This window comes from Microbacterium sp. (assembly GCF_041641055.1).
Taxonomy (GTDB): Bacteria; Actinomycetota; Actinomycetes; order Actinomycetales; family Microbacteriaceae; genus Microbacterium.
Map to the genome: position 1 here is coordinate 59,867 of NZ_JBEPZB010000017.1, position 14,739 is coordinate 74,605.

Below are 14,739 nucleotides of genomic sequence, written 5' to 3' on the forward strand. Positions count from 1 at the left end.
CCAGAGTAGATGGTGAGTACAATTGCAATGTTAGTCGGCGGAATGGATCCTGTCCATGACCCGCCGGCATTCGTCACGAGACGTCTCCGCGAGCAGGCAGAATCAGCCGCTGACGGGGCTCTTCGTTGCCCGCCCTGTCGGTGGCCGCGAACTCGATGACCTGCTCGTCGTCGGAGAGCGCCCGCACGAAGGCTTCCTGGAACGTCGCCCAGAACGTGCCTGGCCCCTCCCATTGGATGCGCTCGACGCCCGACACCTCGTCGGTGGCGGTCAGCGTGATCTCGACGCTGGATCCGAGCCGCCGCACGGTCGCCTGCGAGACCGGTGCACCCGTGTCGACGGCGATGTCGCGCGCTGCGTGACCCACAGCGCCCGAGGCATCGGTCGCCCGCGCCCGCACGCGATGCTCGCCGTCGCCCGGCAGCGGGAACGGCGCCGTGTACGGCATCCACTCCCCGTCGCCCAGTGACACCTCGACGTTCACGCCGCCGACTCCCGAGAGGTCGTCGGCGGTCACGGCGATCGTGGGAACCTCGGTGAACCAGCCCGACGGGGCGGGCAGCACTCCCGTCGTGATCGCGACCGAGGGCGCGATCGGCGCATCGGCGAGTGCGCGGGGCACGAGCCACTCGACCACGCGGATGCCGTCGGCGTCGGCGCTCTCGCGCCAGCTCACGGCCTGCGTCGCGGTGTCGGTCTCGGTCACGGTTTGGGTCGCGGTCTCGGCGTCGGTCTCGATCACCGTGCCGCCCGGATGCCGACCGAAGCCGTCGACGTCGGCGGCGGCCGCCGCGCGGAGCACCTCGATGAGCTCGCTGTGCGAGAGGAGTCCGTCGCGGCGGGCGGCGGTCGCCGTCTGACCGACGCGGTCGAGGAACTCGGCGCGGGTCGCGGGGGCGGGTTCACGCCAGACGTCGTCGAGCAGTGAGGTGCCGTCGTGGCGCACACGCACCGGCACGCCGGTCTCGGCGCCGACGAATCCGATCTCGGCTCCGGATGCCCGCACGTACATGTGGTACCGCTCATCGCTGCCGGTCCAGACGGGTTCGAACCGCACTCCGGCGATGTGCACGGCGCCTTCGGATCGCAACGCGGCCTCGACCGCCTCCGCCGCATCGGCGCCGCGGGCAGAGCTGCCCGCTTCGGCAGAGCTGCCCGCCTGGGCAGTGCTGCTGCCGTCGGCGCGCACCGAGCCGTCGAGCCGGCGTCGCTGGGCGAGCGCGAGGTCGAGGGTGGTGGTCGCGTCCGACCGGGCGACCAGCACCGACGGACCGAACTCGATCGACTGCAGGGCGGGGTCGTCGGGCGTGGGCACGGCGCGCAGCGCGGCGCGGCTCTCGATGCGCAGCACCTCGCCGGCCGACCACGGCCGCCGCACGACCAGGTATCCGTCGTCGACCGGAGCGGTGATCGTCTCGGTCGTCCCGCCTGCCGTCTCGCTTCTCACGCTGAGCGTCGGCGTCTCGACGGCCCACTCCGGCACACGGATGCGCAGGGTCAGCGTGGTGCCGTCCATGAACTCGTCGCCGTCGATGTGCAGCTCGGTGACGCCGCCGAGCGGCTGCGTGCTCTGCATCCGCACCGTCGCGTGGTGCTCGCGCCAGTCGAGCGTCGCCGGCGTGAACAGGTTGACCCACAGCTCCGCATCCGCATCCGCATCCGCATCCGCATCCGAGTGCACCGACGTGAAGAAGATCGTGTCCTGGTACTTGACGTGGTTCTCAAGGCCCGTGCCCCCGCAGCAGGTGCCGATGTTGTCGTATTCGGCGACCGTGCCCGGGTTCACGGGGAACATGTAGGCGACCTCGGGACTCGTGTCGGAGTCGACGTCTCGTCGCGAGGCGAGGATGTGGTTCAGCACTCCCCGCTCGTAGTACGCCATGAATCGCGCATCACGGGTGAGGGCGAACAGGTGCCGCGCGATCTTGAGCAGGTTGTAGGTGGCGCAGGTCTCGGCGTTGCGGTGTCCGATATCGCCCGCGACCGTGCCGGGGGGTCCCCACAGCTCACTCTCGCCCGTGCCGCCGTGTGCGAACGTGCGACCGGGCACGATCTGGTCCCACAGGCCCAGCACCGCGTCGAGGTATCGGCGCTCGCCCGTCAGGTCGTACTCGTGCAGGTAGCCGATCAGCTGCGGCAGGTGCTGGTTCGCGTGCATGTCGGTGAGCACGTCGCGACGGTCGGCGCCGGCCGCGATCAGGTCGTCCTGGTCGAAGAGCCGCGCGACCTCGAGGAAGAGCGGCTCGTCGGCGACGACGCTCAGCCGCGCCATCGTCTCGTTCATGCCGCCGTACTCGCCGGCGATGTACAGCGACCACATGCGCTGGATGCGCTCGTGGTCGAGCCGTGTCAGGCGGTGGGCGACCCAGTGCCCCATCGACACCGCGATGTCGCGCGCCTCGACGCTGCCCGCCAGCTCGTAGGCATCGAGCAGCCCGGCCATGATCTTGTGGGTCGTGTAGTACGGCGCCCAGATCTCGCCGTAGGGCGCGTAATCCTCGAGCCGCGAGAACTGCCACTCTCCGTAGGCGGCGAGAAAACCGGGGTGCGAGTAGCGGCCGGTCGCGGCGAGCGCGCGCTGCACCTCGCCGAGCCCTGCGACGAACTCGTCGACCTTGGCGCGCAGCGTCTCGTCGCGCTCCCCCGCGTAGGCGAGCGAGAGCATCGACAGGAAATGACCGGCATAGTGGCCGCGCAGCAGGTTGGCCGTCTGCGCGTTCTCACGACCCGGGTAGTCGTGCTCGCCCCACGCCTGCTCGCGCGGGTGACCGAAGTCCTCCCAGTTGCCGGGAGCCAGAGCGCCCCGGGTGTCGAGTCCGGCGTTCGCGCGGAAGACCGCGAGCAGCCGATCGACCGGATACACGCGGGCGAGGTGCAGCATCTGGTTCTTCGCACGCGCGAAGACGCTGTCGTCGCCGATCTGCACGCGATCGAGCGGGAAGGGCCGCAGCTGAGCCGACGAGAGGATGTCGGAGACTGACATCGTCGTCTGGCGCGCGGTCATCGTGTCTCACTCTGTGTCGCTGTCCACTGCCGCCGGGTCCACTGCTCGATGCCCGCGGCGTCGATGGGGAGCGCGTCGGAGAGCACGTCGGATCCGGTCGGCGTGACGAGGATGTCGTCTTCGAGTCGCACGCCGATGCCGCGCAGCTCGGGCGGCAGGGTCAGGTCGTGGGCGTGGAAGTAGAGGCCCGGCTCGACCGTCATCACGACGCCCGGCTCGAGGTCGGCACCCATGTAGTCCTCGTAGTGCGCCTGACTGCAGTCGTGCACGTCGAGGCCGAGGTGGTGGCCGATGCCGCATGCGAGGTACCGGCGATGCTGCTGCCCCTCGGGTGACAGCGCCTCGTCGACCGACACCGGCAGCAGTCCCCAGTCGTGCAGGCCCTGCGCGACGACCTGCATCGAGGCGAAGTGGAAGTCGAGGTAGGGCGTGCCGGGGCGGATCTGCGCGAGTCCCGCGCGGTGCGCTTTCTCGACCAGGTCGTGCACCTCGCGCTGCGCCGCGCTGAACGTGCCCTCGGCGGGCACCGTGCGCGTGACGTCGGCGGTGTAGAGCGAGCGGGCCTCGACGCCCATGTCGAGCAGCAGCGCCTGGTCTGGGTGGATGGGACCGTCGCAGCGCACCCAGTGCAGGATCGGCGCATGCGAGCCCGAGCCGACGATCGTCGAGTACCCGGGTCCGTTGCCGTGCGTGCGGGCATGCCGGTCGAACGTGCCCTGCAGCCAGCGCTCGCCCAGGCCGTCGGCGATGGCGCGCGGGATCTCGGCGGCCACGGCGGCGAAGCCCGCGACCGTCGCGTCGATCGCCAGCCGCAGCTGACCGATCTCCCACTCGTCCTTGATCATGCGCAGGCGTGACAGCGTGCGTTCGAGGTCGGCGGAGATCTCGAGGTCGTGCGCGGCGGCGAGCGCGGAGGCCGAACGGGCGGCGAGCGCGCCGCGCAGGTCGGCGGCACGGGCGGGAAGCGCCTCGATCGGCTCGACCGTGATCTGCAGCTCGTCGGCCCATTCCGCAAGGCCCGCCGAGGGACCGACCCACAGTTCGCCGTGCAGGGCGTTGCTGAAGAAGCCGTCGTCGCCGGGACGGAAGGGGGCAGGCAGGTAGAGCACGGCGTCGTGGCCGCCGGGGCGCGCCCACATCACGAGCGTGGCGTTTTCGGCCTGGCATCCGGTCGCCCACACGAAGCTGCTGTCGGCGCGGAAGCCGTACGACGAGTCGTCGTTGCGCACCGGGGCGATGCCCGAGCTGAGCACCAGGGTCTGACCGGGCATCGCTGCGCTCAGTCGCTCGCGGTGCGTGGCGGCGGCCTGCGCAGTGCCGACCGGCAGGTCGGGGCGCGTGGGCACGTCGTCCCAGCCCTGCGCGATGAACTCGCGGAAGGCGGGGATCTGCGCCAGCTTGGGGTAGCGGGTTCCCGCGTAGGGCGGGCGTGCTCCGGTGGTCGTGTCGCTCATGCGCGCTCTCCTCCGCGGTCTCTGACGAGTTCTCTCAGGCGCGTCAGCGTGCGGCCCGATCCGATCCCGTCGTGTTCGTATTCGTTGGTCACCCAGTACTGCGAGTTGCCGACGCCCTTCAGCGTCTTGAGCTGCAGTCCGGCGTCGACGTACATGTCGTCGAAGTAGACGACCGCGGCCACCGGCACCTCGTTGCTCTGCAGAGCTGTGCGGTCGTAGAGCGGCGGCCAGTCGGTCTTGGCGGCGAGCTGGTCGACCGCGGTGCGGAAGCCGCGCAGCGGTCGCACCTCGTCGAACATCCACGGGAACGCCATCTCGCCCGTGAACAGCAGCGGCCGGCGGGTCTCGTCGAACTGCGCACGCCGCTCGCGCTCGGCCTGCGCCGCCCACGCGGTCGGGCCGCTGTGCTCGTCGCCGTAGATGGATTCCTGCAGCGTCCAGAACAGCGGGTTGCCGGCGCTCGACGACAGGGCCATGACGTCCTGCAGGAACGCCGGCGACAGCCGATCGTTCCCGATGAAGGCCTTCTCGACGAGCCAGTGCAGGCGCTCGAAACCGGGCTTCATGCCGAAGTCGATGCCGAGCGACTGCCAGCGGCGCACCGTCAGCACGTCGCCGTCTGGCAGGCGCACGTCACCCGCAGCCAGCCGATCGGCGATGCGCGCGACCGCGGCCTCGTCGTCGGGATAGCGGCGGTAGAACTCGGCCGTCTTGGCCTCGACGCGGTCGAACGTGCGGCGGTAGACCTCGCTCGCGCGGGGCGGCATGCCTGGCACTCCGCCGCACACATAGCTCGCCGTCAGACCTTCGGGCGCGAACGACAGATACGTCATGGTGATCCAGCCGCCGAAGCTCTGCGCGAGAGTCGCCCAGCGACGGCCGTCGTAGAGAGAGGTGCGTACGTGCTCGAGGTCGCGCACGATCGAGTCGGCACGGAAGCACGCGAGGAACTCGCCTCCCGCGTCGCCGCGCTCGGCGACGATCTCGGCATCCACCGGGGTGCTGCCGCCGGTGCCGCGCTGATCGACGAGCACCACGCGGTAGTCGCGCAGCGCCTCGTCGATCCAGCCGTCACGGCCGAGCGGACGCGGGTTCGCGCCGCCGGGTCCGCCCTGCAGATAGGTCAGCAGCGGGCGCTCGGCGGTGTCGGATGCCGGGTCGACCAGCTCGCGCACGAACAGCTCGATGGTCTCGCCCTCGGGGGTGTGCCAGTCGAGCGGCACCGTGGTGCGGTACTCACGCACGCGGATGCCGGGCAGCATGTACTGCGCGGTCGGAGTGCGGGTCGCCTCGGCGGTCATCGGCTCTCCTCCGTGCTCGACGCGGCGGCGACAGCATCCGGTGCAGTGTCAGCACCCGACGTGCCGGCGTCCGACGCGGCATCCGGGTTCCGGCCCGCTCGCGCAGCCTCGGCCTTCTTGCGCTTGCGGTCCCACTCGGGGTTGATGCGCGGCACCGCCTGCAGCAGCGTCCTGGTGTACTCGTGCTCGGGGCGCTCGAAGATCTCGTCGCGCATGCCCGTCTCGACGATCGCGCCCTGCGACATCACGGCGACCCGGGTGGCGATCTGACGCACCACGGCAAGGTCGTGCGCGATGAAGAGGTAGCCGAAGCCCTCGTCGGACTGCAGGTCGCGCAGCAGGTTGATGACCTGCGCCTGCACCGACACGTCGAGGGCCGAGACCGCCTCGTCGCAGATGACGAGCTTGGGTCGCACCGCCAGCGCCCTGGCGATGCCGATGCGCTGCGCCTGCCCACCCGAGAACTGCGAGGCGTAGCGCTCGGAGTGCATCGGGTCGAGGCCCACGCGCTCCATGAGCTCGCGGGTGAACGCGCGTGCGCCGCCCGGGATCTTGCGCCCCTGATAGACCAGCGGCGCCGTCACCAGGCGTTCGACCGTGTGCTTCGGGTTGAGCGACGAGTACGGGTCCTGGAAGATCACCTGCACCGCGCCGCGGAACTCCCGCAGCTCGGAGCCCTTCGCACGGGTCACGTCGGCGCCCTCGAACTCGAGCTTTCCGCTGGTGGCATCCATCAGTCGGGCGACGAGTCGTGCGGTGGTCGACTTGCCTGATCCCGACTCGCCCACCACGGCGAGCGTCTCACCGCGGTGCACCTCGAGAGAGACGTTGTCGACGGCTCGGAAGGTCTTCGACTTTCCGAGCACACCGGCAGAGCCCGTGGCGAACTCCTTCACCAGGTCCGTGCCGCGGAACAGGGGCGTCTGAGTGTTCGGCGCGTTCATCGTGCGCTCCTCCCGTCGTTCGGCACAGCTCGGCCGTTGGGCACCGCTCTGTTCTCCGGCACAGTGATCTCGGTCGTGCGCAGCACGCCGATCTCGTCGTCGATGCGCGGCACCGCGTCGAGCAGGCGGCGGGTGTAGTCGGCCTGCGGGTCGCTGAAGACCTGCTCGACGTCGCCGCGCTCGACGGTCTCGCCCGCGCGCATGACGACGATCTGGTCGGTGACCTCGCTCACGACCGCGAGGTCGTGGGTGATGAGGATGAGGCCCGCGCCCGTCTCGCCGCGGATCTCGTCGAGCAGGTCGAGGATCTGCGCCTGCACCGTCACGTCGAGCGCGGTGGTCGGCTCGTCGGCGATGATCAGGTCGGGTTCCATGCTCAGCGCCATCGCGATCATGATGCGCTGGCGCATGCCGCCCGAGAACTGGTGCGGGTAGTGGTCGACGCGGCGGGCGGCGTCGCGGATGTGCACCCGCTCCATCGCCTCGATCGCGACCGCCCGAGCCTGCTTTCGCGAGACGCCGCTGCGGTGCGACAGATACGCCTCGGCGATCTGCGTGCCGACCTTGTAATAGGGGTTCAGCGACGACAGCGGGTCTTGGAAGATCATCGCGATGCGGTCGCCGCGCACGCGACGCTTCTCGCGCTCGGGCATGCCGAGCAGTTCGGCGCCGTCGAAGGTCACCGACCCCGTGGCCGTGCCGCCCTTGGGCAGCAGGCCCATGATCGCCAGGCTCGTCATCGACTTGCCCGATCCCGATTCGCCGACGATGCCGAGCGCGCCGCCTCGCGGCACGTCGAACTCGAGGTTCTTCACGACGCTGACAGGGCCCTGGGCCGTGCGGAACGAGACGGTGAGGTCTCGCACCGACAGCAGCGGCGCCGCATCCGGCATCCTCTTCTCGGGCGTGCTGTTCTCGGTGCCGCTCATGCGGTGGCCCCCGTTCTGACGCGCGGATCGATCGCGGTGTACAGCAGGTCGACCACCATGTTGCCGATGATCACGAAGAACGCCGACAGCAGGGTGACGGCCATGATGACGGGCTGGTCGTTGGCGGTGATCGAGTCGGCGGTGAGCTTGCCGACGCCGTTCAGGCCGAAGACCGTCTCGGTGATCACGGCGCCGCCGAGCAGGCCCGCGACATCCATCCCGAAGATCGTGACGATCGGGGTCAGCGCCGGGCGCAGCGCGTGGCGCCGCCAGACGAGCCCCGGCTGCAGGCCCTTCGCCCGCGCGGTGCGCACGAAGTTCTCCTGCAGGGTGTCGATCACGTTGGCGCGGGTGAGGCGCGTGTAGACCGCCGCATAGCCGACCGCCAGGACGATCCACGGGAGGATGAAGTTGAGGAACCACTGCACCGGGTCGTCCGAGAACTTCACGGCCTGCGGGAACGGCAGCCAGCCGAGCGCCACCACGAAGATGAACTGCAGCGCCAGCGCGAGCACGTAGTTCGGGATCGACATCGAGCCGAGCGTGAGACCGGCGAAGAAGCGATCGAGGAACTTGCCCTCCTTGACCGCGCTGAGCACACCGGCGATCACGCCGCCGAGCAGCCAGAGAATCGCCGCGCCGATCGCGATGGTCGCGGTGATGGGCAGTCGCTGCACGATCATGTCGCCGACGAGCTGGCTGGTCTGGAACGAGTAGCCCAGGCACGGAGCCGCGCACTCGACCGCGGCACCGGCGACCATGAAGGTGCGGCCGGTGAACAGGCCGCCGACGTAGCCCCAGAACTGGGTCCAGAACGGCTGGTCGAGGCCGAGGTTGAGACGGATCTGCTCGATGCGCTCGGGCGTGCAGTTCTTGCCGCAGATCTGCACGGCGGGGTCTGCCGAGAGCAGGAAGAAGATCGCGTAGGTGAACAGCGTCACCAGGAACAGCACGACGAGCATGCCGAGCAGACGTGAGCCGACGATGCGGATCATGAGCGGGCCTCCCCACTGGTGGCGATGGTGCGGATGCGGTCACCCAGGGTCGTGAACGACAGCACCAGGAGGAAGAGGAACGCGCCGGGGATCACGAAGTACATCGGGTCGACCGCGTACCAGGGAGTCGCGGCGGCGATCATCTGACCCCAGCTGGGAGTCGGCGGAACCACGCCGACGCCGAGGAACGAGAGGCCCGCCTCGGTGCCGATGTAGCCGGGCACCGCGAGGGTCGCCATGACGATGATCGTGGACTGCAGGTTGGGCAGGATCTCGCGGAAGATGATGCGCACACTGGTCGCTCCGGATGCCTTGGCGGCCTCGACGAACTCGCGCTCCTTGAGCGAGAGCGTCTGCGAGCGCACGATGCGGGCGAGGTAGGGCCAGCCGAAAAGCGAGATCACGACCACGAGCAGGAAGACGCGGTTGTCGGCGGGGAGCGCCGAGAGGATCGCGATCATGAAGATGAGGGCGGGGAACGCCATCAGGAACTCCATGACGCGGGAGATCACGAGGTCGATGAGTCCGCCGAAGTAGCCGGCGAGCAGGCCCATCACGACACCGATCACCGTGGTGAGGAGCGTGGCCGAGAGCGCGACCGTCATCGAGACGCGGGCACCGTAGGCGATGCGGGCGAAGATGTCGCGACCGCTGCCGGGCTCGACGCCGAACCAGTGCTCGGCGCTGATGCCGCCGAAGGGTCCGATCGGGATGGCGCCGAGATTCGGGTCGATGGCCGACTGGTCGAACTGGTAGGGACCCCATCCGCTCAGCATCGTCAGCAGCGGCGCGAAGATCGCCATCAGGATGATGAGCAGGATGTAGGCGCTGGAGAGCATGGCTCCCCAGTCGGTCAGGAACGCGCGAAGCAGCCGCCGGCCAAAGGCCGGGGGTGACTCCAGTGTCGTTTCGAGACTGGAGTCACCCGCCGGCGTGGCTTCGGACTCGAGCGATGTCGAGCTGAAGGTCATGCTCAGCCCTTCGAGGGGTCCTTGAGACCGATGATCGTCAGGTCCGTCAGGTTGGTGCTCGGGTAGTAGCCGGCGATGTTCTCACCCGGCAGGAAGATGCCCTTGCTGAACACGAGCGGAGCGATGGGCGAGAGGCCCATGATCTGCTCGTCGAGGTCGCCCCACGCGGTCTTCGCCTCGTCGACGTCGGTCATCGCGGTGATCTCGTCGATGCGGTCGTTGATGGCCGGGTCGTTGATCTGGGCGAGGTTGGAGTTGCCCTTCTCGAAGATGTTCCGACCGTCGAACAGCGGCGGGATGATCGTGCTGGCGCTCGACGCCCAGTCGGGGCACCATCCGGTGATCGCGGCGTCGTGCTGCTGCGAGGGGGTGCCGATCGTCTCGTAGTAGATCGAGGTGTCGATCACGTTGAGGTTGACAGTGACGCCGAGCGGCTCGAGAGCCTGCTGGATCGCCTCGGCCTGACCCTGCATGAGCGGCTGCGAGCGGATGTCGAGCGTGAACTCGAAGCCGTCGGAGAGACCGGCCTCGTCGAGCAGCTCCTGAGCCTTCTCGGTGTCGCCCTTGTCGCCCTTGGACTCCCACAGGTTGAAGTCCTTGAAGCTCGAGACCACCGGCGGGATGATCGTGTACGCCGGGTCGGCCAGCTGCGTGCCGCCCGAGGCGTTGACCAGGGCGGAGCGGTCGATGGCCCAGTTGATCGCGTCGCGCACCTTGGCGTCGTCGAACGGCGCCTTGGTGGTGTTCATCGACATGTAGGTGGTGCAGAAGGCATCCGCGGTGATCGCACGATCCTTGAGCTGCGGGGTCTGCAGACGCGGCAGGGTGGCCGCGCTGACGGTGCCGGCGATCGCGTTCTGGTCGTCGCTCTGACCGGCGATCATGCGCTCGTCGATCGTGGCAGCGTCGATGCCGATCTCGAACTCCCAGCTGTCGGGGTAGGCCTTGCGCACGTCATCGGTCGATTCGTCCCAGTACTCGTTGCGCTCGAGCACGATCGAGCTGCCCGGGGTGTACTCGGCGAGCGTGTAGGGGCCCGAGGCGATCACGTCCTTGATGAACTCGTCGCCGGCGCCGGTGCCCTCGGGGAACGGCACGGCGTTGGGCTGCGCGAGCACGTTGTCGAACTCGGGGAACGGCTTCTTCAGGTGGAAGACGATCGTCTTGTCGTCGGGCGTCTCGATCGTGGGCAGGTCGCCCGAGACGTAGGGGCCCTGGTAGTCGGCGGGAGCGTCGATCACCTGACGCAGGTAGGGCGAGCCGATGCCGACCTGGGGGTCCCACGAGCGCGAGATGCCGAACTTCATCGCCTCGGAGGTGATGGGGGTGCCGTCGTCGAAGAAGATGTCGTCCTTGAGCGTGTAGGTCCACGTCAGGCCGTCTTCCGACGCCTCGCCGAGCTTCTCGGCCAGGTCGGGAACGATCTTGTTCGGATCTTCGGCGTCACCCGCAGCCTGCATGGTGAGGCCGCGGTAGATGAGGCGGTAGAACGCGTTGACGCCACCGTCGAACCCGCGGGAGGGATCGAGGTACGAGAAGTCGGCGTTCTGGAGCATGTGCACGGTACCGCCCTTCTCGGGCGTGCCACCTGTGCCGGGCTGGGAGGCGTCGGGTGCGCCTCCGCCGGCAGAGCAGCCGGTGATGAGCAGAGCGGATGCGGCAGCCGCGGCGATGAATGCGGGGAGCCTCTTAGATGCGGTCACGAGACCAGACCTTTCTGTCGATTGCGCCATTGCGAATGGTTTCCATAGAACCCCATGACAGTGCAATGTACAACTGTACTGGTGGATCTTTTCTACTCCAGGATGTGCGCGATGCTCGATCTCGTAACACGATCGTCATTCGCGGAACGCGCTCTCACCCTCGCCCGGCGAGGGCCGTGAGCGCAGCCGTCCGAGACGAAAAGCCCCGGTCCGGCGCGCTTGCCGACCCTCAGCGCACCAGGGCCGGCCGCTTGCTGTCGAACTGCCAGTCGGGCACGAGGTACTGCATGCCGATCGCGTCGTCGCGGGCGCCGAGCCCATGCTCGACATACAGCTCGTGGGCCTCGGCGAGCCGCGCGCGGTCGATCGTCACCCCGAGCCCCGGACGGTCGGGCACCCGCACCGCCCCGTCGCGGATCTCGGGCGCATCGACCGTCAGCTGCTGACCGTCCTGCCAGATCCAATGCGTGTCGAGTGCGGTGATCTCGCCCGGCGCCGCTGCCCCGACCTGCGTGAACATCGCCAGCGAGATGTCGAAGTGGTTGTTCGAGTGCGACCCCCAGGTCAGGTCGAAGTCGTTGCACAGCTGCGCCACCCGCACCGAACCCGCCATGGTCCAGAAGTGCGGGTCCGCGAGCGGGATGTCGACGGCATCCGAGCGGATCGCGTGCGCCATCTCGCGCCAGTCGGTCGCGATCATGTTCGTCGCCGTCCGCAGGCCGGTGCGCCGCCGGAACTCCGCCATCACCTCTCGACCCGAGAATCGGCCTTCCGCACCGCAGGGGTCTTCGGCGTAGGCGAGCACATCGCCGAGGCGTCGGCCGATGCGCACCGCATCCTCGAGCAGCCAGGCCCCGTTGGGGTCGAGCGTGATGCGCGCGTCAGGGAAGCGCCGGGCGAGAGCGGTCACGACGTCGGCCTCGACCTCGCCGTCGAGCACGCCGCCCTTGAGCTTGAAGTCCGAGAATCCGTAGCGCTCCTGGGCGGCTTCGGCGAGGCGCACGACCCCGTCGGCCGTCATCGCCTCTTCTCGTCGCACGCTCTCCCAGCTGTCGCCGCTCTCGCGCAGATAGGGAAGGTCGGTCCGGTCGGCGTCGCCGATGAAGAACAGATACCCCAGCATCGGCACGCTGTCGCGCTGCTGGCCATCGCCGAGAAGCTCGGCGACCGGCACTCCGAGGTGCTGGGCGTGCAGATCGAGGAGCGCCGACTCGACGCCGGTGACCGCGTGCACGGTCGTGCGCAGATCGAACGTCTGCAGCCCCCGACCACCCGCGTCGCGATCGGCGAAGCGGGTCGCGACCGTGCGCAGCAGCGAACGGTATCGACCGACCGGCTGACCCACGAGCAGGTCGCCGGCTTCAGCGATCGTCAGGCGGATCGATTCACCACCCGGAACCTCACCGAGGCCCTCGCGTCCGTCAGAGTCCGTCACGATGACGATGTTGCGGGTGAAGAACGGCCCGTGCGCGCCCGAGAGGTTCAACAGCATCGAGTCGTGGCCGGCAACCGGAACGACCTCGATCCTCTCGATGGTGGGGACAGCAGTCATGCCGACACCTCGCGCCGCCCATCTACGAGACGCGGGACGTGCCAGGGGTTGGCATCGCGCAGCGCCTCGGGCAGCAGTTCGTCAGGGATGTTCTGATACGCCACCGGGCGCAGGAAGCGCTCGATCGCGAGAGTCCCGACGCTCGTGGTGCGCGAGTCGCTCGTCGCCGGGAACGGTCCGCCGTGAACCATGGCGTGCCCGACCTCGACCCCGGTCGGCCAGCCGTTCGCGAGGATGCGTCCGACCTTGCGCTCGAGCACCGGCAGCAGCGCCGCCGCGAGCTCATTGTCGTCCGCGTTGAGCTGCAGCGTGGCGGTCAGCTGACCCTCCAGCTGTGAGGCCGCCTCGACCAGTTCGGCCACGTCGCCGTAGCGCACGACCAGCGATGCCGCGCCGAAGATCTCCTCGCTCAGCACGTCGTTCGCATCGAACTCCGGCAGATCGGCGGTGTGGATCACCGGCGCCGGAGCGTGCGGGCCCACCCCGTCGGTGCCCCGCGCGAGCACTTCGGCATGGGAATCTCTCGTCGCGACGCCGTCGCGCCATGCGGCGGCGATGCTCGGGGAGAGCATGGTCTGCCCTGTGGCCGCGCGCAGGGATTCCGACACGGCCCGCAGGAACGCCTCTCCGTCGGGGCCGCGAGGGACGAACACGATGCCTGGCTGCGTGCACAGCTGCCCGCTGGACCCGGTCGCGCTCTGCACGTACCCCGCGGCGAGCGTTCCGACATCGCCGCGCAGAGCGCCGGGCAGGATGAACACGGGGTTCACCGAGCTCATCTCGGCGTAGACGGGAATCGGCACCGGCCGCGCCTGTGCCGTGCGCACGAGCGCGAGGCCGCCCTCGCGCGAGCCGGTGAAGCCGACCGCATGGATGTCGGGATCGGCGACGAGCGCCTGACCGACGCTTCGGCCCGGGCCGAAGATGTGCGAGAACACTCCGGGGTGCAGGCCGTGGGCGTCGATGGCACGCGCGATCGCCGACGCGACGAGCTCGCTCGTGCCGGGGTGCGAGCTGTGCGCCTTGAACACGACCGGGCACCCGGCGGCCAGGGCGGATGCGGTGTCTCCCCCGGCCGTGGAGAATGCGAGCGGGAAGTTCGATGCCCCGAACACGGCCACCGGCCCGAGGGCGATCTTGCGCTGGCGGATGTCGACGCGCGGCAGAGGTGTGCGGTCCGGCCGCGCCGGATCGATCCGCACGCCGCGGTGCTCGCCCGCGCGGACGACCTCGGCGAACAGCCGCAGCTGCCCGGCGGTGCGAGCCCTCTCGCCGAGAAGACGCGCTTCGGGCAGCCCGGTCTCCTGCATCGCCCGCTCGATCAGCGTGTCGCCGATCGCCTCGATCTCGTCGGCGATCGACTCGAGGAACGCCGCGTGAGCCTCGGGGGCGAGGCTCGAGAACGAGGGGAAGGCGTCTGCCGCGGCGGTCGTCGCCGCACGGAGCTGCTCCACATCGATCTGCGAGTACGGCGGGTCGAGCCTCTCATCGGTGGCGGGCGCGATGGCGTGCAGCGCTGCGCCGGTGCCGGGCACGGAACGGCCGGCGATCGAAGAATGCCCGGTGAGGACGGCAGTGGTCATGTCTCACTCCTTGATACGACGGGGAACGGCGAGAGGATCGCCGCGGGTCAGGCGAGAACCGAGGCGAGCAGCCCGGCGCGATCGAGAAGCTGCAGGAGGTCGGCGTCATCCTGCTCCGACAGGTCGTGCAGCGGCGGGCGGACCGGTCCGACGCCGCGTCCGGTCAGACGCAGCCCGGCCTTGACGATCGAGACGCCGAAGCCGCGGCCCCGATCGCGGATCGCGATGTACGGCAGCACGAAGCGTCCCAGCTTCTCGGTCACCGCGACTCGGTCCTGGGCACGCACGTCCCGGTAGAACTCG

The 14,739-nt window shown here is 69.3% G+C and carries 10 protein-coding genes and 1 pseudogene; all 11 read right to left on the reverse strand.

From position 1 onward, the window contains the following. Positions 1 to 73: 73 nt before the first annotated feature. Entirely contained in the window at positions 74 to 3,004 is a 2,931-nt protein-coding gene (locus ACESK8_RS11905; protein ID WP_372968798.1) for a beta-L-arabinofuranosidase domain-containing protein, read from the reverse strand. Further along, a complete protein-coding gene (locus ACESK8_RS11910) occupies positions 3,001 to 4,458 on the reverse strand; it encodes an aminopeptidase P family protein (protein ID WP_372968799.1) in 1,458 nt (485 codons plus the stop codon). The genes ACESK8_RS11905 and ACESK8_RS11910 overlap by 4 nt, the downstream gene beginning before the upstream one ends. After that, positions 4,455 to 5,759 (reverse strand): alpha/beta fold hydrolase, encoded by a 1,305-nt coding sequence (locus ACESK8_RS11915; protein ID WP_372968800.1) that lies wholly within the window; start codon positions 5,757 to 5,759, stop codon positions 4,455 to 4,457. Before ACESK8_RS11915 ends, ACESK8_RS11910 begins: the two co-directional genes overlap by 4 nt. Next, complete coding sequence (locus ACESK8_RS11920; protein ID WP_074731496.1) at positions 5,756 to 6,703, reverse strand: ATP-binding cassette domain-containing protein; 948 nt, start codon at positions 6,701 to 6,703, stop codon at positions 5,756 to 5,758. The genes ACESK8_RS11915 and ACESK8_RS11920 overlap by 4 nt, the downstream gene beginning before the upstream one ends. Beyond that, positions 6,700 to 7,632 (reverse strand): ABC transporter ATP-binding protein, encoded by a 933-nt coding sequence (locus ACESK8_RS11925; protein ID WP_372968801.1) that lies wholly within the window; start codon positions 7,630 to 7,632, stop codon positions 6,700 to 6,702. The genes ACESK8_RS11920 and ACESK8_RS11925 overlap by 4 nt, the downstream gene beginning before the upstream one ends. After that, positions 7,629 to 8,627: an ABC transporter permease gene (locus ACESK8_RS11930; RefSeq protein WP_372968802.1), complete on the reverse strand. Its 999-nt coding sequence runs from the start codon at positions 8,625 to 8,627 to the stop codon at positions 7,629 to 7,631. Before ACESK8_RS11930 ends, ACESK8_RS11925 begins: the two co-directional genes overlap by 4 nt. Further along, positions 8,624 to 9,598: an ABC transporter permease gene (locus ACESK8_RS11935; protein WP_372968803.1), complete on the reverse strand. Its 975-nt coding sequence runs from the start codon at positions 9,596 to 9,598 to the stop codon at positions 8,624 to 8,626. The genes ACESK8_RS11930 and ACESK8_RS11935 overlap by 4 nt, the downstream gene beginning before the upstream one ends. 2 nt (positions 9,599 to 9,600) lie before the next feature. Beyond that, positions 9,601 to 11,301, reverse strand: a complete 1,701-nt coding sequence (locus ACESK8_RS11940; RefSeq protein ID WP_372968804.1) for an ABC transporter substrate-binding protein — start codon at positions 11,299 to 11,301, stop codon at positions 9,601 to 9,603. Positions 11,302 to 11,530: 229 nt separating this feature from the next. Then, positions 11,531 to 12,853 (reverse strand): enolase C-terminal domain-like protein, encoded by a 1,323-nt coding sequence (locus ACESK8_RS11945; RefSeq protein ID WP_372968805.1) that lies wholly within the window; start codon positions 12,851 to 12,853, stop codon positions 11,531 to 11,533. Continuing rightward, positions 12,850 to 14,436 carry an aldehyde dehydrogenase (NADP(+)) gene (locus ACESK8_RS11950; protein ID WP_372968806.1) on the reverse strand — a complete coding sequence of 529 codons (1,587 nt, stop codon included), beginning with the start codon at positions 14,434 to 14,436 and terminating at the stop codon, positions 12,850 to 12,852. Before ACESK8_RS11950 ends, ACESK8_RS11945 begins: the two co-directional genes overlap by 4 nt. A 47-nt stretch (positions 14,437 to 14,483) precedes the next feature. After that, positions 14,484 to 14,739 (reverse strand): annotated as a pseudogene (locus ACESK8_RS11955) (5-dehydro-4-deoxyglucarate dehydratase); the annotation flags it as partial.

Bases quoted from the DNA above. Each gene is read 5' to 3' on its own strand.
- ACESK8_RS11905 (WP_372968798.1), bottom strand. From the start codon at position 3,004: ATGACCGCGCGCCAGACGACGATGTCAGTCTCCGACATCCTCTCGTCG.
- ACESK8_RS11910 (WP_372968799.1), bottom strand. From the start codon at position 4,458: ATGAGCGACACGACCACCGGAGCACGCCCGCCCTACGCGGGAACCCGC.
- ACESK8_RS11915 (WP_372968800.1), bottom strand. From the start codon at position 5,759: ATGACCGCCGAGGCGACCCGCACTCCGACCGCGCAGTACATGCTGCCC.
- ACESK8_RS11920 (WP_074731496.1), bottom strand. From the start codon at position 6,703: ATGAACGCGCCGAACACTCAGACGCCCCTGTTCCGCGGCACGGACCTG.
- ACESK8_RS11925 (WP_372968801.1), bottom strand. From the start codon at position 7,632: ATGAGCGGCACCGAGAACAGCACGCCCGAGAAGAGGATGCCGGATGCG.
- ACESK8_RS11930 (WP_372968802.1), bottom strand. From the start codon at position 8,627: ATGATCCGCATCGTCGGCTCACGTCTGCTCGGCATGCTCGTCGTGCTG.
- ACESK8_RS11935 (WP_372968803.1), bottom strand. From the start codon at position 9,598: ATGACCTTCAGCTCGACATCGCTCGAGTCCGAAGCCACGCCGGCGGGT.
- ACESK8_RS11945 (WP_372968805.1), bottom strand. From the start codon at position 12,853: ATGACTGCTGTCCCCACCATCGAGAGGATCGAGGTCGTTCCGGTTGCC.
- ACESK8_RS11950 (WP_372968806.1), bottom strand. From the start codon at position 14,436: ATGACCACTGCCGTCCTCACCGGGCATTCTTCGATCGCCGGCCGTTCC.